The 20771-nt window shown below is 71.2% G+C and carries 17 protein-coding genes and 1 tRNA gene; 6 read left to right on the plus strand and 12 right to left on the minus strand.

The annotated features are described in order from the left end of the window. Positions 1-255: 255 nt before the first annotated feature. A complete protein-coding gene (locus tag JK359_RS08850) occupies positions 256-1023 on the plus strand; it encodes a LuxR C-terminal-related transcriptional regulator (RefSeq protein WP_201833663.1) in 768 nt (255 codons plus the stop codon). Here the strand turns inward: JK359_RS08850 and tamR are convergent. Next, positions 982-1479: a MarR family transcriptional regulator TamR gene (gene tamR, locus JK359_RS08855; protein ID WP_201833665.1), complete on the minus strand. Its 498-nt coding sequence runs from the start codon at positions 1477-1479 to the stop codon at positions 982-984. The genes JK359_RS08850 and tamR overlap by 42 nt on opposite strands. Positions 1480-1583: 104 nt before the next feature. On the opposite strand from tamR, the gene JK359_RS08860 reads away from it, so the two are divergent. Next, positions 1584-2396 (plus strand): trans-aconitate 2-methyltransferase, encoded by an 813-nt coding sequence (locus JK359_RS08860; RefSeq protein WP_201833667.1) that lies wholly within the window; start codon positions 1584-1586, stop codon positions 2394-2396. A 140-nt stretch (positions 2397-2536) separates the two neighbouring features. Here JK359_RS08860 and JK359_RS08865 read toward each other — a convergent pair whose 3' ends face one another. Both JK359_RS08865 and JK359_RS08870 read right to left on the minus strand, forming a co-directional pair. Next, on the minus strand, positions 2537-3211 hold the full coding sequence (locus JK359_RS08865) for a TetR/AcrR family transcriptional regulator (RefSeq protein ID WP_201833669.1): 675 nt from the start codon (positions 3209-3211) through the stop codon (positions 2537-2539). Continuing rightward, positions 3208-4215, minus strand: a complete 1008-nt coding sequence (locus JK359_RS08870; RefSeq protein ID WP_201833671.1) for an acyl-CoA desaturase — start codon at positions 4213-4215, stop codon at positions 3208-3210. The genes JK359_RS08865 and JK359_RS08870 overlap by 4 nt, the downstream gene beginning before the upstream one ends. Before the next feature lie 300 nt (positions 4216-4515). Between JK359_RS08870 and ppc the strand changes: the two genes are divergently transcribed. Further along, a complete protein-coding gene (gene ppc, locus JK359_RS08875; RefSeq protein ID WP_201833673.1) occupies positions 4516-7248 on the plus strand; it encodes a phosphoenolpyruvate carboxylase in 2733 nt (910 codons plus the stop codon). Positions 7249-7320: 72 nt separating this feature from the next. On the opposite strand, the gene JK359_RS08880 is transcribed toward ppc, so the two are convergent. The 7 genes from JK359_RS08880 to JK359_RS08910 all read right to left on the minus strand — a co-directional run bounded on the left by JK359_RS08880 (position 7321) and on the right by JK359_RS08910 (position 13024). Then, positions 7321-7827, minus strand: coding sequence for a hypothetical protein (locus JK359_RS08880; RefSeq protein ID WP_201833675.1), 507 nt, complete (start codon positions 7825-7827; stop codon positions 7321-7323). A gap of 52 nt (positions 7828-7879) precedes the next feature. After that, positions 7880-8482, minus strand: a complete 603-nt coding sequence (gene pth / locus JK359_RS08885; RefSeq protein ID WP_201833677.1) for an aminoacyl-tRNA hydrolase — start codon at positions 8480-8482, stop codon at positions 7880-7882. A 75-nt stretch (positions 8483-8557) separates the two neighbouring features. Next, a complete protein-coding gene (locus JK359_RS08890; protein WP_201833679.1) occupies positions 8558-9151 on the minus strand; it encodes a 50S ribosomal protein L25/general stress protein Ctc in 594 nt (197 codons plus the stop codon). Positions 9152-9358: 207 nt separating this feature from the next. Further along, the gene (locus JK359_RS08895; RefSeq protein WP_201820965.1) at positions 9359-10339 is read right to left on the minus strand and encodes a ribose-phosphate diphosphokinase; all 981 of its coding nucleotides are present in this window, start codon (positions 10337-10339) and stop codon (positions 9359-9361) included. A 154-nt stretch (positions 10340-10493) separates the two neighbouring features. Next, positions 10494-11942, minus strand: a complete 1449-nt coding sequence (glmU, locus tag JK359_RS08900) for a bifunctional UDP-N-acetylglucosamine diphosphorylase/glucosamine-1-phosphate N-acetyltransferase GlmU (protein ID WP_201833681.1) — start codon at positions 11940-11942, stop codon at positions 10494-10496. A 131-nt stretch (positions 11943-12073) separates the two neighbouring features. Beyond that, a tRNA-Gln gene (locus JK359_RS08905) sits at positions 12074-12149 on the minus strand. Positions 12150-12163: 14 nt separating this feature from the next. Then, a complete protein-coding gene (locus JK359_RS08910) occupies positions 12164-13024 on the minus strand; it encodes a hypothetical protein (RefSeq protein WP_201833683.1) in 861 nt (286 codons plus the stop codon). Between the two features lie 166 nt (positions 13025-13190). Between JK359_RS08910 and JK359_RS08915 the strand changes: the two genes are divergently transcribed. Then, positions 13191-14504 carry a sensor histidine kinase gene (locus JK359_RS08915; protein ID WP_201833685.1) on the plus strand — a complete coding sequence of 438 codons (1314 nt, stop codon included), beginning with the start codon at positions 13191-13193 and terminating at the stop codon, positions 14502-14504. A gap of 153 nt (positions 14505-14657) precedes the next feature. Here the strand turns inward: JK359_RS08915 and JK359_RS08920 are convergent, their stop codons facing one another. Together JK359_RS08920 and JK359_RS08925 are read right to left on the minus strand one after the other, a co-directional pair. Next, on the minus strand, positions 14658-15152 hold the full coding sequence (locus JK359_RS08920; RefSeq protein ID WP_201833687.1) for an SUKH-3 domain-containing protein: 495 nt from the start codon (positions 15150-15152) through the stop codon (positions 14658-14660). Between the two features lie 106 nt (positions 15153-15258). Continuing rightward, positions 15259-15774, minus strand: coding sequence for a YwqJ-related putative deaminase (locus JK359_RS08925; protein WP_201833689.1), 516 nt, complete (start codon positions 15772-15774; stop codon positions 15259-15261). 262 nt (positions 15775-16036) lie between these two features. On the opposite strand from JK359_RS08925, the gene JK359_RS08930 reads away from it, so the two are divergent. After that, positions 16037-17077 carry an SMI1/KNR4 family protein gene (locus JK359_RS08930; RefSeq protein ID WP_201833691.1) on the plus strand — a complete coding sequence of 347 codons (1041 nt, stop codon included), beginning with the start codon at positions 16037-16039 and terminating at the stop codon, positions 17075-17077. A gap of 10 nt (positions 17078-17087) precedes the next feature. After that, complete coding sequence (locus JK359_RS08935) at positions 17088-20489, plus strand: SUKH-4 family immunity protein (RefSeq protein WP_201833693.1); 3402 nt, start codon at positions 17088-17090, stop codon at positions 20487-20489. Positions 20490-20771: the final 282 nt, after the last annotated feature.

The raw sequence follows: 20771 nt of genomic DNA on the forward strand, positions 1-20771 counted from the left end.
GTACTCTGAGGAACAGCACCGGTGGGGGCCGGTGCCGCTCAGGGGGCGAGACAGGCGGGTACGGCGCCCGCGGTGGGGGTAGCAGTTTCCGCAACGGCGGCGGCCGTGCGGTGCGCGTCCTCGTCCGCGGGTGTCGTACCCGGCGCGAGTCGTCGTTCTCCGCACCTTTTCCGGGCTTTTCCAAACCGGCCGAATCCGGAGCTTTCCGGGCCGTGGGTACCCCTGCTCCACGCGGAGCCTGGGGAAGGGGGTTACGTGGTTCGCATCCGAGTCCTGGTCGTGGACGACCACCGTATCTTCGCCGAGTCGCTCGCCGCGGCGCTGGCCGCCGAGCCCGACGTGGACGTCGCCGCCGCCGGCAGCGGCCCGGCGGCGCTGCGCTGTCTGGAGCGGGCGGCCGGTGAGGGCCGCCGCTTCGACGTCGTGCTGGTGGACGCCGACCTCGGCGGCACGCTGCCCGGCGCCCGCCCGGCCGTACCGGTGCAGGAGGGCGACGAGGAGGGCCTGGTCGACGGGATCTCGCTGGTCGCCGGGGTCCGGACCGCTCAGCCCGCCGTACGGCTCGTCGTGCTCGCCGAGAAGGACGATCCGCGCCGCGCGGCCCTCGCGCTGCAGGCCGGGGCCTCCGGCTGGGTCGCCAAGGACTGTTCGCTGTCGCGGCTGCTGACGGTGATCCGGGGTGTGCTGCGCGACGAGACCCATCTGCCGCCCGCCCTGCTCACCGGGGTGCTGAAGGAGCTGACGGCCGCGCGCAAGCACCGCACCGAGAGCGAGCGGCTGGTGGAGTCCCTCACCCCGAGGGAGCGGGAGGTCCTGCGGTGCATGGTCGCGGGGCTCGGCCGCAAGGCCGTCGCCGAGCGGCTCTTCCTCTCCCCGCACACCGTGCGCACCCACATGCAGAACGTCCTCGGCAAGCTGGGCGTGCACTCGACGCTCGCCGCGGTGGCCCTGGCCCGTCGGGCCGGGGTGGGTCCCGTGGACCTAGCCGGGGATGTTGTCGAACGGGGCGGTCAACTGGCGTAGCAGCCCGGCCAGTTCCGCGCGCTGGGTGCGGGACAGCTCGGCGAGGATCGCCCGCTCCTGGTCCAGCAGGCCCGCCAGAGCCTGGTCGGCACGGTCGCGGCCCTCGTCGGTCAGCCGGACCAGCACGCCCCGCCGGTCACTCGGGTCGGGCAGCCGCTCGACCAGCCCCTTCTTCGCGAGCCGGTCGATGCGGTTGGTCATCGTGCCCGAGGTGACCAGGGTCTGCGTGAGCAGCTGGCCGGGGGAGAGCTGGTACGGCGTTCCCGCACGCCGCAGCGCGGTCAGCACGTCGAACTCCCAGGGTTCCAGCTGGTGCTCGGCGAAGGCGAGCCGGCGGGCGCGGTCCAGGTGCCGGGCGAGTCGGCTCACCCGGCTGAGTACTTCCAGCGGCTCCACGTCGAGGTCCGGGCGCTCCCGGCGCCATGCTGCGACCAGCCGATCGACCTCGTCCTCCATGGAGATCAGTGTAGTGGTTGTGTCGACATGAAGTCTCTTGACCTCAAGTGTCTTGCTGTCGAATCTCTTGACATCGAGAGAAGTGGGCGGGGAAAGTGACAGCCATGACGACGCCCGCCTGGGACCCCGCCCAGTACCTCCGGCACGCCGGCCATCGCGCCCGCCCCTTCGCCGACCTCCTCGCCCGCGTCCCCGCCCTGCCCACCGGCCGGCCCCGCATCGCCGACCTCGGCTGCGGCCCCGGCAACGTCACCGCGTCCCTCGCCGAGCGCTGGCCCACCGCACACATCACCGGCTACGACAACTCGCCCGAGATGCTCGACAAGGCCCACGTCGACCACGAAGGACCCACGGGCGGCGGCGGCCGGCTGGACTTCGCCCACGCCGACGCCCGCGTCTGGACGCCCGCGGAGCCGTACGACCTGATCGTCTCCAACGCCACCCTCCAGTGGGTGCCGGGCCACGCCGACCGCTTCGCCGACTGGATCGCCGCGCTCCGGCCCGGCGGCACCTTCGCCTTCCAGGTCCCGGACAACATCGACGCCCCGCTGCACGCCCTGATGCGCGACCTCGCCGCCGGACCACGCTGGAACACCCGCCTCGCCGGCGTCCTGCGCCGCACCGACTCCGTGTCCGAGCCCGGCGCCTACCTGGACCGCCTCGCCCGCCTGGGCTGCGCCCCGGACGTGTGGCGGACGACGTACCTCCACGTCCTGCCCGGGCAGGACCCCGTCCTCGACTGGGTCAAGGGCACCGGACTGCGGCCCGTCCTGACCGCGCTCGCCGACGACCCCGAGGCACGGGACGCGTTCCTCGCCGAGTACCGCGACCTGCTGCGGCAGGCCTACCCGAGCGCGCCGTACGGCACGGTCATGCCGTTCCGGCGGCTGTTCGCGGTGGCCGTGAAAGGGGCGTGAGGACACTCGTCGCGGCCGGCCACGGGGGTGAGGAAGGCCGTCGCGGCCGGCCACGGGGGTGAGGAAGGCCGTCGCGGCCGGCCGCCGGGGTGAGGAAGGCCGTCGCGGCCGGCCACCACCACCGCGAAGCGGCGGCCCGGTCAGCTCTTGCGGTGCCCGATCAGCCGCGGCTTCGGCTCCAGCCCGTCCAGCCCGTGCCACGCCAGGTTCACCAGATGCGCCGCCACCTCCGCCTTCTTCGGACGGCGCACGTCCAGCCACCACTGCCCGGTCAGGGCGACCATGCCGACCAGGGCCTGGGCGTACAGCGGGGCCAGCTTCGGATCGAAACCGCGGGACTTGAACTCGCGGCCCAGGATGTCCTCCACCTGGGTGGCGATGTCCGAGATCAGCGACGCGAACGAACCCGTGGACTGGGGGATGGGGGAATCACGGACCAGGATCCGGAAACCGTCCGTGTACTCCTCGATGTAGTCGAGCAACGCGAAAGCAGCCTGCTCGCACAGCTCGCGGGGATGGCCGGCCGTCAGCGAACCGGTCACCATGTCCAGCAGACGACGCATCTCGCGGTCGACCACCACCGCGTACAGCCCCTCCTTGCCGCCGAAGTGCTCGTACACCACCGGCTTGGACACCCCGGCCTTCGCCGCGATCTCCTCCACCGACGTGCCCTCGAAGCCCTTGGCCGCGAAGAGGGTGCGACCGATCTCCAGCAGCTGCTGGCGACGCTCCGCCCCGGTCATACGGGTCCGGCGGGCCCGCCGCTGCTTGTCGTTGGAGTTGCTGCTGGAATCGGTCGCCACGGCGTCAATCATGCCGCCTCGGCCGTCTCCTTCCGGCGCCGGGAGCCGCCTTCCCCGGTGTCACGGCGTGAATCGATACGCGAGCGTGACGGCCAGCGCACGTCGTACGCCCAGCCGAGCATCTCGAACCAGCGGATGAAACGGGCCGACGAGTCGATCTGGCCACGCATCACACCGTGCCGCGCCGACGTCGGGTCCGCGTGGTGCAGGTTGTGCCAGGACTCGCCGCAGGACAGAACCGCCAGCCACCACACGTTGCCCGAACGGTCCCGCGACTTGAACGGCCGCTTGCCGACCGCATGACAGATCGAGTTGATCGACCACGTCACATGGTGCAGCAGCGCCACCCGGACGAGGGACCCCCAGAAGAACGCGGTGAACGCACCCCACCAGGACATCGTCACCAGACCGCCGATCAGCGGCGGCAGCGCCAGCGACAGAGCCGTCCAGTACACGAACTGGCGGGAGATCGCCCGGATCGCCGGGTCCTTGATCAGATCCGGCGCGTACTTTTCCTGCGGGGTCTGCTCCTCATCGAACATCCAGCCGATGTGTGCCCACCACAGGCCCTTCATCAGCGCCGGGACCGTCTCACCGAACCGCCACGGAGAGTGCGGGTCACCCTCCGCGTCGGAGAACTTGTGGTGCTTGCGGTGATCGGCCACCCAGCGCACCAGGGGACCCTCGACCGCCAGCGACCCCATGATCGCCAACGCGATCCTCAGCGGCCGCTTCGCCTTGAACGAACCATGGGTGAAGTACCGGTGGAAACCGATCGTGATGCCGTGGCACCCCAGGTAGTAGAAGAAGACCAGCAGGCCCACATCGAGCCAGCTCACCCCCCAGCCCCAGGCCAGCGGCACTGCCGCCACCAGAGCCAGGAACGGCACGGTGATGAAGAGCAGCAGGGTGATCTGCTCGATCGACCGCTTCTTCTCACCACCCAGCGTGGCGGAGGGGAAAGGTGTGTCGTCGGCCTTGCGGGCTTCTTCGATCACATCGGAACTTGAGGTCATGCGCGTCCCCTGTGGGGTCGAGGGTCGAGACGATGCCGGGCCGCCGGGACCGAGCGGGACTCGACGGTACTTCCCTACGGTTCCGTAACCTACGGCGTCGTAAGTATGGCAGCGTGACGTGCGGCGGCAAGAGCCCCAGACCCTGCGCGTCCGCATGGCCACCTATCCTTGGTTTCGGTCGGACAGCGCGGTCCGCTGAAGTTTCCTTCCCGGACCCTCCGGCCCGTATGCGGCACACGCCGCCGGCAGCCGGTCGGGTTCCCTCCCAGACGAGCTTCAACACTGCAAGGAGCCGCACCTGTGAGCAGTGCCGACGACCAGACCACCACGACCAGCAGCGAGCTGCGCGCCGACATCCGCCGGCTGGGTGATCTCCTGGGCGAGACCCTGGTACGGCAGGAGGGCCCGGAGCTACTCGACCTGGTCGAGAAGGTCCGCCGCCTCACCCGCGAGGACGGCGAGGCCGCCGCCGAGCTGCTGCGCGGCACCGAACTGGAGACCGCGGCCAAGCTGGTCCGCGCCTTCTCCACCTACTTCCACCTGGCCAACATCACCGAGCAGGTGCACCGCGGCCGTGAGCTGCGCGCCCGGCGCGCCGCCGAGGGCGGCCTCCTCGCCCGCACCGCCGACCGCCTCAAGGACGCCGACCCCGAACACCTCAGGCAGTCCGTCCAGAACCTCAACGTGCGCCCGGTCTTCACCGCACACCCCACCGAGGCCGCGCGCCGGTCCGTCCTGAACAAGCTCCGGCGCATCGCCGCGCTCCTGGACACCCCCGTCCTCGACACCGACCGCCGCCGCCACGACATCCGCCTCGCCGAGAACATCGACCTCGTCTGGCAGACCGACGAGCTGCGCGTCGTCCGGCCCGAGCCCGCCGACGAGGCCCGCAACGCCATCTACTACCTCGACGAACTCCACGCCGACGCCGTCGGCGACGTCCTCGAGGACCTCACCGCCGAACTCGAACGCGTCGGCGTCAAGCTCCCCGACGACACCCGCCCGCTCACCTTCGGCACCTGGATCGGCGGCGACCGCGACGGCAACCCCAACGTCACCCCCCAGGTCACCTGGGACGTCCTCATCCTCCAGCACGAACACGGCATCAACGACGCCCTGGAGACGATCGACGAACTGCGCGGCCTGCTCTCCAACTCCATCCGCTACGCCGGAGCCACCGAAGAGCTGCTGGACTCCCTGCGGACCGACCTCGAACTGCTCCCCGAGATCAGCCCCCGCTACAAGCGCCTCAACGCCGAGGAGCCCTACCGGCTCAAGGCCACCTGCATCCGGCAGAAGCTGGAGAACACCAAGCAGCGCCTCGCCCGGGGCACCGCACACGAGGACGGCCGGGACTACCTCGGCACCGGCGAACTCCTGAGCGACCTGCGGATCATCCAGACCTCCCTGCGCGAGCACCGCGGCGGCCTCTTCGCCGACGGCCGCCTCGCCCGCACCATCCGCACCCTCGCCGCCTTCGGCCTCCAGCTCGCCACCATGGACGTCCGCGAACACGCCGACGCCCACCACCACGCCCTCGGCCAGCTCTTCGACCGGCTCGGCGAGGAATCCTGGCGCTACGCCGACATGCCCCGCGACTACCGGGCCAAGCTCCTCGCCAAGGAACTCCGCTCCAGAAGGCCGCTCGCCCCCACCCCCGCACCCGTCGACGCGGCCGGACAGAAGACCCTCGGCGTCTTCCAGACCGTCAAGAAGGCCCTGGAGGTCTTCGGACCCGAGGTCATCGAGTCCTACATCATCTCCATGTGCCAGGGCGCCGACGACGTCTTCGCCGCCGCCGTCCTCGCCCGCGAAGCCGGCCTCATCGACCTGCACGCCGGCTGGGCCAGGATCGGCATCGTCCCCCTCCTGGAGACCACCGACGAGCTGAAGGCCGCCGACACCATCCTCGAGGACATGCTCTCCGACCCGTCCTACCGGCGCCTCGTCGCGCTCCGGGGCGACGTCCAGGAGGTCATGCTCGGCTACTCCGACTCCTCCAAGTTCGGCGGCATCACCACCAGCCAGTGGGAGATCCACCGCGCCCAGCGACGCCTGCGCGACGTCGCCCACCGCTACGGCGTACGCCTGCGCCTCTTCCACGGCCGCGGCGGCACCGTCGGCCGCGGCGGCGGCCCCTCCCACGACGCCATCCTCGCCCAGCCCTGGGGCACCCTCGAGGGCGAGATCAAGGTCACCGAGCAGGGCGAGGTCATCTCCGACAAGTACCTCATCCCCTCCCTCGCCCGGGAGAACCTGGAACTCACCGTCGCGGCCACCCTCCAGGCCTCCGCCCTGCACACCGCACCCCGCCAGTCCGACGAGGCCCTCGCCCGCTGGGACGCCGCCATGGACGTCGTCTCCGACGCCGCCCACAACGCCTACCGCCGCCTCGTCGAGGACCCCGACCTGCCGGCCTACTTCCTCGCCTCCACGCCGGTCGACCAGCTCGCCGACCTGCACCTGGGCTCGCGGCCCTCCCGCCGCCCCGGCTCAGGCGTCTCGCTCGACGGCCTGCGCGCCATCCCCTGGGTCTTCGGCTGGACCCAGTCCCGGCAGATCGTCCCCGGCTGGTTCGGCGTCGGCTCCGGCCTCAAGGCCCTGCGCGAGACCGGCCTCGACACCGTGCTCGACGAGATGCACCAGCAGTGGCACTTCTTCCGCAACTTCATCTCCAACGTCGAGATGACCCTCGCCAAGACGGACCTGCGGATCGCCCAGCACTACGTCGACACCCTCGTCCCCGACGAACTCAAGCACGTCTTCGACACCATCAGGGCCGAACACGAACTGACCGTCCGCGAGGTCCTCAAGGTCACCGGCGAGAACGAACTCCTCGACGTCCAGCCCGACCTCAAGCAGACCTTCACCATCCGCGACGCCTACCTGGACCCCATCTCCTACCTCCAGGTCGCCCTGCTCAAGCGGCAGCGCGACGCGGCAGCGGCCGGCACCGAGCCCGACCCGCTCCTCTCCCGCGCCCTGCTCCTCACCGTCAACGGCGTGGCGGCGGGCCTGCGCAACACCGGCTGACAGCCACCACACGACAAGGGTGCCCCCGCGGTCCTACGACCACGGGGGCACCCTCGTCCACACCCAGCACGCTCACTGCAAGGCCACGAACACCGCCGTCAGCAACCCCGCCCCCGACAGACCCAGCACCCACGCCACCCGCAGCAGCCGCATCCCGCCCGCCACCACCACCGACGCCAGCAGCAGCGCACCGCCCAGCGGCACCCACGCGTACAGGACCCCCGCCGGACCGGAACGCACCGCGTCCCTCGTGCCCGGCTTCAGCACCACGTCGTACGTCGCCCCCTCACGCACCGCCGGCGACTGCTCGATCTCCACACGCGCCCCCGCCCGCACCCCCTCCGACGCGGGCGTGAACGGGCCACTGCACGTGTCCCCCGCACAGTCCGTCACCCGGACCGTGCCCCGTTCACGTCCCTTCGTCAGCATCACGTGCTGCGCGGTCCCCCAGGAACCCCACACCCCGGCGAACAGAATCAGCGCGGCGAACGCCCCCGTCGCAGCGACCCGCCCGAACCGCAACGCGGTCACGGACGCCTGGCGAGCGGTACTGGCTGTGGCAGGCATGGCCGGGATCATTGGCCATACGCCTACGGCCGGTCAACTCCCCGGAACGCCATGAACGGACAAGTCAGGAGTTGTACGAACCCTGCGCCCGCTCCAGCCCCTCCGTCACCAGACACTCCACCGCATCCGCCGCACGGTCCACGAACCAGTCCAGCTCCTTGCGCTCCGCCGACCCGAAGTCCTTCAGCACGAAGTCCGCCACCTGCATCCGCCCCGGCGGCCGGCCGATCCCGAACCGCACCCGGTGATACGCCGGACCCATCGCCTTCGTCATCGACTTCAGCCCGTTGTGCCCGTTGTCACCGCCGCCCAGCTTCAGCCGCAGCGTCCCGTAATCGATGTCCAGCTCGTCGTGCACCGCCACGATGTTCGCCACCGGAACCTTGTAGAAGTCCTTCAGCGCATTCACCGGACCGCCCGACAGATTCATGTACGACATCGGCTTCGCCAGGATCACCCGGCGGTTCGCCGGCCCCACCGGACCGATCCGCCCCTCCAGAACCTGCGCCTGGGCCTTGCCCGCCCGCTTGAACTTCCCCCCGATCCGCTCCGCGAGCAGGTCCGCCACCATGAAACCGACGTTGTGGCGGTTCATGGCGTACTCCGGCCCGGGATTACCGAGCCCGACGATGAGCCAGGGATCACTGGCGGGAGTGGTCACGTCCATGTCTCCTTGATACGCGCCAGCCGCCGCTCCCGGCGAGGGGAGCGGCGGCTGACCAGTTGACGACGACGGCGAGGATCAGGCCTCGGCCGCCTCCTCACCCTCGGCGGCCTCGCCCGCGGTCTCCTCGGCCTGGGCCTGCAGCACCTGCAGCACCACGGCGTCCTCGTCCACGGCCAGGGTCACACCGCTCGGCAGGGTGATGTCCTTGGCGTGGACGGAGGCACCGGCCTCCAGACCCTCCACGGAGACCGTGACGGCCTCGGGGATGTGCGTGGCCTCGGCCTCGACCGGCAGCGCGGTCAGGACGTGCTCCAGCAGGTTGCCGCCCGGGGCCAGCTCGCCCTCGGCGTGCACCGGAACCTCGACCGTGACCTTCTCGCCACGCTTGACCAGCAGCAGGTCGACGTGCTCCAGGAAGCCCTTCAGCGGGTCACGCTGCACGGCCTTCGGGATCGCCAGCTCGTTGGTCTTGCCGTCGATGTCCAGGGAGATCAGGACGTTCGGCGTACGCAGCGCCAGCAGCAGCTCGTGGCCCGGCAGGGTCAGGTGCAGCGGGTCGGAACCGTGGCCGTACAGGACACCCGGAACCTTGTTCTCGCGGCGGATGCGACGGGCGGCACCCTTGCCGAACTCGGTGCGGGACTCGGCGGCGAGCTTCACCTCGGACATGTTGATCACTCCTCGTAGGAACTGGGAACGGACGTGGTCACCCGGCCACGAACGGCCTGCTACGAAGAGCGCGTCGATAACGGAGCACCAGCCCCCGTGAGAACGGAGACGGCCTCCCTCGCCGAGCAACTGCAGCAGTCTACTCGGCAAGGGAGGCCGCACCCAAAAGGATCTTCAGCTAACGCCCGAGCGTCGCCTGCAGAAACCTCACTGCTCGTCGAAGAGGCTCGTCACCGAACCATCCTCGAACACCTCACGCACCGCACTCGCAATCGTCGGAGCGATCGACAGCACCTTGATCTTGTCCAGATCCCGGCCCAGCTCCGCAGGCGTCGGCAGCGTGTTCGTGAACACGAACTCACTCACCCGCGAGTTCTTCAGCCGATCCGCGGCCGGCCCCGACAACACACCGTGCGTCGCCGTCACGATCACGTCCTCCGCACCATGCGCGAACAGCGCATCCGCAGCCGCACAGATCGTGCCACCCGTGTCGATCATGTCATCGACCAGCACACAGACCCGGCCCTTGACCTCACCCACGACCTCATGCACGGTCACCTGGTTCGCGACGTCCTTGTCACGCCGCTTGTGCACGATCGCCAGCGGCGCACCCAGCCGGTCACACCAACGGTCCGCCACCCGCACACGACCCGCGTCCGGCGACACCACCGTCAGCTTCTCCCGGTCCACCTTCGCACCCACGTAGTCCGCCAGCAGCGGCAGCGCGAACAAGTGGTCCACCGGACCGTCGAAGAAGCCCTGGATCTGGTCCGTGTGCAGATCCACGGTCAGAATCCGATCGGCACCCGCCGTCTTCATCAGATCCGCGATCAGACGCGCCGAAATCGGTTCACGACCCCGGTGCTTCTTGTCCTGCCGCGCGTAACCGTAGAACGGCACGATCACCGTGATGGAACGAGCCGACGCACGCTTCAGCGCGTCGATCATGATCAACTGCTCCATGATCCACTTGTTGATCGGAGCCGTGTGGCTCTGGATCAGGAAGCAGTCCGCACCACGCGCCGACTCCTGGTAACGGACGTAGATCTCACCGTTCGCGAAGTCGAAGGCCTTCGTCGGGACGACCCCGACACCCAGCTGCTGGGCGACCTCCTCGGCAAGCTCGGGGTGGGCGCGGCCGGAGAAGAACATCAACTTCTTCTCGCCGGTCGTCTTGATCCCGGTCACAGCACTGTCTCCTCAGAGGTTGTCTCAGCCAGCCGGCTGCTCGGCGACCTCTCGGCTGGGCATGAGAGGCCGAATCAGCTGGTAAGGGTGCGGGGTGCACACGTGCGGATGTGCACTTATCACGGTACGCCGACTTCGACGCACCCGTTTCCCGTCACTCCTCGCCCGCACCCTGCCGCGACGCCGCCTCAGCCGCCTTCGCCGCCGCACTCCCCGGACGCTTCCGCGCCACCCAACCCTCGATATTCCGCTGCTGACCACGGGCCACAGCCAGCGAACCGGGCGGCACATCCTTCGTGATCACCGAACCCGCCGCGGTGTAGGCACCGTCCCCCACCGTGACAGGAGCCACAAACATGTTGTCCGAACCCGTCCGGCAATGCGACCCGATCGTGGTGTGGTGCTTGTCCTGACCGTCGTAGTTCACGAACACACTCGCCGCACCGATGTTCGAGAACTCACCGATCGTCGCGTCCCCCACGTACGACAGATGCGGCACCTTCGTACCCTCACCGATCGACGCGTTCTTCGTCTCCACGTACGTCCCGATCTTGCCCTTGGCACCCAACCGCGTCCCCGGACGCAGATACGCGTACGGCCCCACACTCGCCCGCGCACCCACCACGGCACCATCGGACACCGTGTTGTCCACCCGCGCCCCCGCACCCACCCGGGTGTCCTTCAGCCGGCTGTTCGGCCCCACCTCGGCACCCTCACCGATGTGCGTCACACCGACGAGCTGCGTACCCGGAAGCACCACCGCGTCCTGCTCGAACGTGACCGTCACATCCACCCACGTCGTCGCCGGATCCACCACCGTGACACCGTCCAGCATGGCCCGCGTCAGCAGCCTGTCGTTCAGGATCCGCCGCGCCTCCGCCAACTGCACCCGGTTGTTGATCCCCGCGATCTCCCGGTGATCACCGGCCACGGAAGCACCGACCCGATGACCGGCCTCCCGCAGGATCCCCAGCACATCGGTCAGGTACTCCTCGCCCTGACTGTTGTCCGTCCGCACCTTCTTCAGCGCGTCCGCCAGCAGCTGCCCGTCGAACGCGAACACCCCGCTGTTGATCTCCCGGATCTCCCGCTGGACCTCGGTCGCGTCCTTGTGCTCCACGATCGCGGTGACGGCACCCGTCGCCTCGTCCCGCACGATCCGGCCGTAACCGGTCGCGTCCGGCACCTCCGCCGTCAGCACGGTCACGGCGTTGCCGTCGGTGCCGTGCGTCTCGGCGAGCCGCTTCAGCGTGTCAGCGGTCAGCAGCGGGGTGTCCCCGCACACGACCACCACGGTCCCGTCCACGGCCCCGCCCAGCTCCTCCAGGCCCATCCGCACGGCGTGCCCGGTGCCGTTCTGCTCCGCCTGCACGGCCGTCCTGGTGGCCGGGTCGATCTCGGCGAGATGGGCGGTGACCTGCTCACGGGCGTGGCCCACGACCACGACCAGGTTCGCGGGGTCCAGCTCACGCGCGGCGGCGAGGACGTGGCCGACGAGGGAGCGGCCGCAGATCTGGTGGAGGACCTTGGGTGTGGCCGACTTCATACGGGTGCCCTCACCCGCTGCGAGAACGACGACTGCTGCCGGGCGGATGGCACTCACGGGGTTGCCCTTCGGCTGTGGGTGGGTGGGGGTGACAGCCGCAGGATACCGGGGTGAGTTCACGACGGTACGAGAGCGGGCCCCGACCGTGGTGTTACCAGTCAGGGCCCGAACTTCGGTCTTGTGCGCCGTGGCTCCCCCGCAAGGATTCGAACCTTGTCCTGCTAGATCCAAAATCTAGTGTGCTGCCGGTTACACCACGGGGGACAGCGCCTCAGACCTTACCCGAGGCGTGCCTCAGCCTGGGCCACGATTCCGTTCCACCAGCCCTCGATGCGGTTGTACAAGTGGGCGCTTCGGGCGACGACGACGACCAGGCAGCCGTGATAGTCGTCCCCGGTGTTCTTGCGGACCGTTTTGGGGTTGTGCTTCTTCAGGGTCGGCTTGGCGAAGACAGACGTGTCGATGCCGGCCACAGCCGCCCAGAAGCGGTGCGCAGCGGCCACGTCCGCCGACTCATGGATGAGCAACCGGAAGTTCAGCCGCTCCCGGTCCACCCCCAGCAGATCGAGCCAGGCGAGGTACGTCCGGATCACCCCGGGATCGCTGTTGACGAAGACTGCGCGCTCACGGCGGTCGTACGGCTTGCTCTTGGAGCCCTCGGCCCAGTAGAGCGCCACCCCGGCGACGAAGAGTTCGCGGTCTGTCAGGTCCGCGAGGTCCTCGCGGGCTGCCAGCTTCCTCTCCTCGCGCTTGTCGTCCTCGGCCGCGCGACGCCGTGCCAGACCCTCTTGCATGAGTGCCACCTGCTCTTCCGGCGTGTAGCGGGGCTTCGGCCTCGGGAGGTCGCGTACCCACAGCGACACCGAGCTGCGCGAGCAGCCCAGTTCCACCTCGATCTGGTCGTACGTCCAGCCCTGAAGGCGTAGCTCCCGTGCCTTCTCCCGTAGGTCGTCCTTGGCGCGCGGGCGCTTTGTCCACTCCGGTGGCGGTTCTCCCTTCACGAGTCGGTTGAGGACGTCGTTGTTGAAGATCTTCAGCTCGTCCCGGATCTGCCGGAGGCTGTAGCCGGCTCGGCGTAGGGCCACCGCTCGGTTCCGGAGTTCCTCGAGGTCGGCGTATTTGCCTGGTGAATGTGTCATAGGCATACCGTCCAGCCGGAATGCTGGGTTCCGGGGTCGAACGGGAAGGGTTCACCAGTTCGAGGGATACCGGTGCGTTTCGAGGCCGTTCGCTTACGCGGTGTGGTGTGTGGAGGTACGCGAAACTCACCGGAAAAGGCGTAGGCGTCGCCCGTACGCTGGAGGCATGACCACGACGGGGGAAGACCATGCCAGGGCTGTGACCGGCCCTTGGTGGTGGGAGAGGTGGCGCAGTGCGGTGCTCGACGGGAGCCTCGCGCTGGCGTCCGCCGTGGAGTGCGCTGCGGAGGGGATTCCGTTCGCCCGGGATGCGGGGATCCCGCTGCCGGTGGGGATCGTCTTCGGGGTGATCGCCGGTTCGGTGCTGCTGGTGCGGCGGAAGTGGCCGGTCGCGGTGGTGCTGGTGGCGATCGCGATCACGCCGGCGCAGATGGGTTTTCTGCTGGGTGTCGTCGGGCTGTACACGCTGGCGGCGTGTGAGCTGCCGCGGCGGGTCATCGGGGCGCTGGCGGGGATGTCGCTGCTGGGGACGGCGGTGGTGACGTTCGTGCGGGTCCGGCAGGACATGGCGCGCGGTGATCTGACGCTCGGTGACTGGTTCGTGCCGTTCGCCGCGGTGACGACCGCGTTGGGGCTGACGGCTCCGCCGGTGTTGCTGGGGTTGTACGTGGGGGCGCGGCGGCGGTTGATGGAGAGCTTGCGGGAGCGGGCGGATTCGCTGGAGCGGGAGCTTCAGTTGCTCGCGGAGCGGGCGGAGGAGCGGGCCGAGTGGGCGCGTGGTGAGGAGCGGACGCGGATCGCCCGGGAGATGCACGACGTGGTGGCGCACCGGGTGAGTCTGATGGTGGTGCATGCGGCGGCGTTGCAGGCGGTGGCGCGGAAGGATCCGGAGAAGGCGGTGAGGAACGCCGTTCTGGTGGGGGACATGGGGCGGCAGGCGCTGACCGAGTTGCGGGAGATGCTCGGGGTGTTGCGGGCGGGTACGGAGGGGGAGCAGCCGGCTGCTGCGGTGCCGTTGGCGGCGGTCGGGGAGGCGGCTGCGGAGGCGGCGTCCCGGGCGGCGGTCGAGGTGGGCGGGGCTGAGGGGCCGTGTCTGTCGGAGCTGGACGAGTTGATCGGGCAGTCGGCTGCCGCGGGGATGGTGGTGGATCTGTCGGTGGAGGGGGAGGTGCGGGCGTATGCGGCGGAGGTGGAGCAGACGGCGTACCGGGTGGTGCAGGAGGCGTTGACGAACGTGCACAAGCATGCGGCGGGTGCGAAGACGTACGTGCGGTTGGCGCATCGGGTGTCGGAGATCGCGATGCAGGTGGAGAACGAGCCGCCGCCGGAGCCTGCGTCGGCGTCGGCGGTGGGCTTGCCGTCGGGTGGGAACGGTCTGGTGGGGATGCGGGAGCGGGTCGTGGCGCTGGGGGGCGTGTTCGTGTCGGGGCCGACGGATGCGGGTGGTTTCCGGGTGTCGGCGGTGATTCCGGCGGTGTAGGGCGGGGCCTCGGGGTGTCGGCGGTGATTCCGGCGGTGTGGGGCGGGGCCTCGGGGTGTGAGCGGGGCCCTGGCGTCTGAGCGGGGCCCTGGCGTCTGAGCGGGGCCTCGCGGTGTCGAGGTCCTCGGGGCTTGGGGGCTGCCCGTGCCGGGGTCAGCCTGCGGTGAGGCGTACCGGGGGGATGCCGGTGATGAGGGCGGAGAGGGCGTGGTCGATGTCGGGGCCGAGGTACCAGTCGCCGGTGTGGTCGACGGTGTAGATGCGGCCTTCGGCGTCGATGGCGAGGACGGCGGCGGTGTCGGTCTCCTCGCCGAGGGGGCACAGCTCGGTGCCGAGGGCGCGGCCGAGGTCGCCGAGGGTGCGGGCCAGGTGGAGGCCGTGCAGGGGGTCGAGGTGCAGGGCGGCGGGTGTGATCTGGCGGCCGGTGCCGGTGGGGGTGACGGTCAGGCCGCCGAATTCGGCCCAGGCTTCGACGGCCGCGGGGAAGACGCTGTGCCGGTGTCCGGCGGGTGAGGTGTGTGCGCGGAGGGCGTCTGCCCAGATCTCGGCCTGTTTTATGTCCCAGCGTCCGGGTTGCCAGCCGGCGGCGCGCAGGGCGGCGTCGACGGGTACGGGGAAGCGCGTGGTCGAGGTGCGGTCGGGGTGCATCTGCCCTTCGTTCGTCGTGTGCGTGCGGGTGCTCGCGTGGTGGTGCGGGTGTCACTGGGGTTGACGGGGGTGGCCGGCCGTCGGTTGCGGCGGCCGGCGGGGCTGGTCAGCCGTCGGTTGCGGTGGGGTCGACGATGCGTACGCCGAAGTGGGCGCTGAGGGCGGTGCAGGTGCGGCAGGGGGCGGCGAAGCTGCCGTGGAGGGGGTCGCCGTCCTCGCGTATGCGGCGGGCGGTGAGTTTGGCGTTCTTGAGTGCTTTGCGTGCTTCGCCGTTGGTCATGGGTTTGCGGGCGGCGCGTTTGCTGCGGGCGGCGTCGGCGGTGGCGAGGTGCCGGGAGATGAGGATGGTCTCGGCGCAGCGGCCGGTGAAGCGGTCGCGTTGGGCGCTGGTGAGGGTGTCGAGGAAGTCCTGGACGAGGGGGTGCAGGGCGGGGGGCTGGTCGCTGCGGGCGGCGGTGCCGGTGAGGGTGGCGCCGCGGACGGAGAGGGCGGCGGCGACGGTGGGCAGGATGCCGTCGCGGCGGTGGCGGAGGGTGGGGGCGGGGGGTGTGTCGGTGCCGCTCCAGTCGATGCGGGGGTCGCCGGCCCGCGCGTCGGTACCTCCGGTCTGCAAGGTGTTCATGATCGTTTTCCCTCCCCGGGCATCCCCCCGAAGGACACAGGGTGCCAAATGCCGTGGCTGGTGCGGAAGCTGGGGCGGGGCGACACGCCCGTGCGGGGGTGTGCGGTGACGGTGGGGTGACGGCTGGTCACGGAGGTGGAGGGGCGGTGGGGGTGGGGACGCGGTGGGCCGGTGACCGGGGTTCGCGTACCGCATAGGCTGTCGGCATCCGCGATCGACACCGCCGTTCAGGCCAGAGACAACGCCGCAGGGGGCTACCGCCATGACGACAGGTCGGCTCGGGCTGGGGGCGCCGCCCAGCCGCCAGGCTGGGGGACAAGCCGCGCCGCCGAACGCGGCCTACGCCGGGCAGGTCGTGCATTTTCCTGATCCGGTCCGGGCGGCGCGTCACCCGAGAGGGGTACGGGTCGATGAGCGGGGCTTTCCGGAATTCTCGCCGTACGCACGGGTGGCGGTGGAGATCGCCGAGCCGCCGGAGGGGTTCGGGGTCGATGAGTTGCGGCTGACGGACTACGTGTCGGCGAACGCGGCGCTGGCGGCTGAGGGGCACGCGTTGTGGGACACGGTTCCCGGCGTGGCGACGCCGCACGGCTGGACGTGGCACCACGTGGCGGGGACGCGGCGGTTGGAGCTGGTTCCGGTCGAGGTGAAGGCGTTGCTGCGGCACCACGGTGGGGTGGCGACGGCGCTGGTGGACCACGGCAAGCGGGGGACGCGGCCGTTGCAGGAGACCCGGCCGGCGCACTTCGGGCTGCCGAAGTCGGGTGTGGCGGTGACGGAGGCGCAGGTGCTGGGGGTCGAGGAGGACCTGGGTTACCGGCTTCCCGGCGCTTATCGCACGTTCCTGAAGGCGGCGGGCGGCTGTGCGCCGGTGGGTACGGCGCTGCTCCCGGAGTTGGGGTTGTTGCTGGACCAGCCGTTCTTCACGGTGCGGGACGAGGCCGCGGTCAATGACCTGGTGTACGTCAACAAGTGTCTTCGTGACCATCTGACGAAGGATTACCTCGGGGTCGCCTTTGTGCAGGGCGGTCTGCTCGCGGTGAAGGTCAAGGGCGACCGGGTCGGTTCGGTGTGGTTCTGCGCGTACGACGATGTGCGTGACGTGGATCCGTCGTGGTCGCCGGCGGAGCGGGTGGAGCGTCTGCTGCTGCCGTGCGGTGACGATTTCGATGTGTTCCTGTCCCGGCTGGCCGGTAGTCCGCCGGAGTTGGAGACGGTGGCGAGTCTGATGGTCGACGGCGGTTTCGCGCGTGTCGTGCCGGTGTCTTCCGGCCCGGCGTCGTCCGGTCCGGCGGGGGAGTGAGCTGCAGGCGATGGTGACGTACGCGCAGGCGCAGGAGCGCGCCGAGGAGTGGATCAACGGTGACGTGCCCGCGTACCAGCACCGTGAGGTGCGGGTGCGGGAGTTCGAGCTGGGTTTCGTGGTGTGGGGTGAGGACCGGGCGGAGGGTCCGCGTTCGGACGCGGGTGGTCAGCGTCTGGTCATCGCCCGGGACAGCGGGGAGGCGACGCTGTGGCCCGCTCTGCCGGTGGGTGAGGTGATCCGCCGGTACGAGGAGGAGTACGGCCGCGCGGACGAGCCGCAGGACGCGGTGCCGGCGCCGGCGGCGCGGGTGGATCTGAATCAGACGTCGTTCCTGCTGACTCCTCCGGAGTGGCTGCAGGAGGCGGCGGACAAGCTCGGGCTGGGCGAGCGGGGGCCGGGTGCGGCGGGGGATTCGGATCCGGGTTCCGGCGCGGGCGCGCTGGGTTCTCCGGGGGCTGGTCCGGGGTCTTCGGGCGCTGGTGCGGGGGCTGTTTCCGGTCCCGCTCCGGGTTCTGGTCCGGGTTCCGCTGCGGGTGTGCCGGGTTCTGGTCCGGGTTCCGCTGCGGGTGTGCCGGGTTCTGGTCCGGGTGCGCCGGGTTCTGTTCCGGGTGAGGGTCCGGCTGCGGCTGCGGCTGAGGCTGCGGCTGCGGTTGCGGCTGCGGCTGAGGCCTCGGCTTCGGCTTCAGTGGGTTCGGGCGGTGGTCCGGGGCCGGGTGCCGCCGCGGTTGCTGACGAAGGTTCCGTTGCGGACGGGGGCCGGGCTGCTGGGGGCGGTACGGCGGCTGACGCGGTGTCCTCCGGTGGTGGCGGTCTGGCGCAGACGCAGGCCGGGGTCCCCGCTCCGGCGGACGTGCCGGCGGGTGCCACGCCCTGGGCCGGTACCGACACGAACGCGGAAGCCGGCGAGGACGACCGTTCCGTGCCGCTGCCCGCGACGGTGTTCGCGCCTCCGCTGAGCGAGTTGCAGGACCAGGCGCCGCGTCCGCCGGCGGCCGCGCCGGACGCGCCGACCGCTTTGATGTCGGGCGGGAGCCAGCTGCCGCCGACGGCGATCGCGCCGGCGCTCGACGGGCCGGGCGCGCCCGGGGCACAGGGCTTCCCGCCGGGCGCGCAGGGCGGCGCACCGGCCACGGGTGGTGTGCCGGGGACCGCACCCGGAGCCGCGTACGCACCGGGTGCGCCGGGCGCAGGGCAGGGCGCTACGCCACCGCCGCCGCAGGGCGCGCCGGTGTACGAGTACCCGCAGGGACCGGGGGTTGCGGGCACGCCTCCGCCGAGTGTGCCTTCCCCTCCCCACTCTCCGGCTCCTCCCATGGCGCCGGGCGTGCCGGGGGCTTCGCAGGGCGGTACGCCGCCGCCTGCGTCGCCGGGTGTCCCGTCGTCGTACGGCTATCCGCAGGGCGCCCCCGGTGCTCCGCAGGACGCCTCCCGGTACGGCTATCCGCAGGCGCCGGCCGGTGCGCCGGACGCGCCGCAGCCGCCGGCCGGGCCGGGAGTACCGGGACGGCGGCTCGCGCCGAACGCCGGTGACATCGCGGACGCGGCGACGAGCAAGGCAGCACCGCCGCCGAAGAAGGCGCGCGGTGGCGCGGGCGCGCCGCCTCCTCCGCCGGGAGCCCCGGGCGCTCCGGGCGCGCGGCCCGGGGGCGCGGCGACGCCGCCCGCGCCGGGTGCGCCTGCGGGCGGGTACGTGCCGACGCAACTGGTGTCCGCGCTCGGGCCGGAGGGGCCCGGCGGCCCGGGCGGCACGGGCGTGCCCGCCGGTCCGGGTGGCGCGGAGGGAACGCGGGCGCCGGGTGCGCCGAACGCTCCGGGCGCCCCCGACACGCCTGCCGCACCTCCGGCTCCGCCTGCCGGTATGCCTCCGGGCAACAACGTGCACCACGCGGCCACGATGCTGGCCGATCCCAGCCAGCTGGGCGGGGGAGCGCCGCAGCCCCCGGGTGCCCCCGGCGCGCCCCAGCCCCCGGGTGTTCCCGGCGCCCCGCAGCCTCCGGGTGCTCCCGGCTACCCGAACCCGCCCGGCGCCCCCGCGGGGCAGGCTGTCCCGGGCATGCCTCCCGCTCCGGGCGCTCCCGGACCCCACGGGGCTCCCGGCGCACCGCAGCCGCCGGGCGCCCCCGGCGCGCCCGGCGTTCCCGGTGCCCGGGGCGGTGCTCGCGGTGCCGTGCACCACGCGGAGACCGTGCTGTCCGCTCCTCCGGTGGGCGGCCCCGGTGCGCCCCCGCCGCCCGCCCCCGGGATGCCCGGCGCTCCTGGCATGCCCGGCGCTCCGGGGGTGCCTGGCGCTCCTGGCATGCCCGGCGCTCCCGGCATGCACGCGGGCGCTCCGGGCGCGATGGCGCCGCCGGGTGCCGTGCCGCCCGGTGCGGTGCCGCCGCCGGGTGGGCCCGTGCCGGGGCAGGCTCCGGCGTACGGGTATCCGCAGCAGGGGCAGCCGACGGTCGGCCCCGGCTACCAGGCGGTGCTGCGCTATCGCGCGCAGGACGGCTCGGAGCAGCAGCTGATCCGGCGTTCGGCACCGGGTACGCCGCACCCGGAGTGGCAGATCTTCCACGAGCTGCGGGCGATGAACGTACCGCCGGACCAGGTGCTGGAGCTGCACACGGAGCTGGAGTCGTGCACGCTGCCGGGTGCCTACTGCGCGCGGATGATCCGCGAGCAGTGGCCGCAGGCGCGGATCACGAGCATCGCGCCGTACGGCACGGACCATGCGAGCCGGCAGCAGGGCATGCAGCAACTGCTGGCGCACCAGGGCGAGTTGCACCAGGTGGCCGACGGTCCCGCGCGGCCGGCGCCGGTGCGGGCGCCGCTGCCGCCGGTGCAGGCCGCGCCGCCGATCCCGCCGGAGGGCATCGCGCAGGAGCTGGCTGCGGCGTTCGGGCCGGGGATCTTCCGGTTCGAGCAGCAGGCGGTGTCCCGGCAGGGTGTGCCGCCGGTGGTGGCGCACACGCTGGTGGTGGCCGGTCTGCCGGTGGATCTGGGCCCGTTCTTCTGGGCGCAGGCGCAGCCGGGCCGTCCGGTGCCGACGCTGGCGGAGCTGGCGGCCGAGCGCGGGGTGCAGCCCGCGGCGGACGCGGGTTCGTACCTCGTCATGGGCACCGACTTCGGCAGGGCGATCTGTGTGCAGTACGGGACGGCGAACATCGTGGCCGTGCCCGTGGAGGCGGGGCCGGGCGGTGCGCCGGTGCCGCCGCAGTTCGTGAACACCGGGCTGCCGGAGTTCGCCCGCTGCCTTGCGCTGCTGGGCCGGATGTGGCGGCTGCGGTTCGGGCTGAACCAGGAGCAGGCGGGCCGCTGGACCGTCGACTTCCAGGCGCAGCTGGCCGCTCTGGACCCGGCGGCGCTCGGTTCGCCGGAGAGCTGGTGGTCGGTGCTGCTGGAACAGATGTGGGACGGCCTGTTGTAGCGCCGTAGCGCCGTAGCGCCGTAGCGCCGTAGCGCCGTAGTCCCGGTTCTTGGCCGTCGTCCGTCTCGGGCGGCCCGCCGGGTGTGAGTACTCGTGCCCTTCACGCGTGTGCGTGGAGGGCGCGAGGCGTTTTCGGGGGCGTCGGCGCCGGGGGTGAGAGGGCGTTGTCGGTGTGGAACGCGTACGGCGAGATTCCGACCGTGACGTCTCTGCGGAGTGTCGCGTTATGCACACTTAAGTCTGATCCATCAAGATATGCGCGAAATCATCCTGTCGTGTATG

The organism is Streptomyces actinomycinicus (genome assembly GCF_016741775.1).
GTDB classification, from domain to species: Bacteria; Actinomycetota; Actinomycetes; order Streptomycetales; family Streptomycetaceae; genus Streptomyces; species Streptomyces actinomycinicus.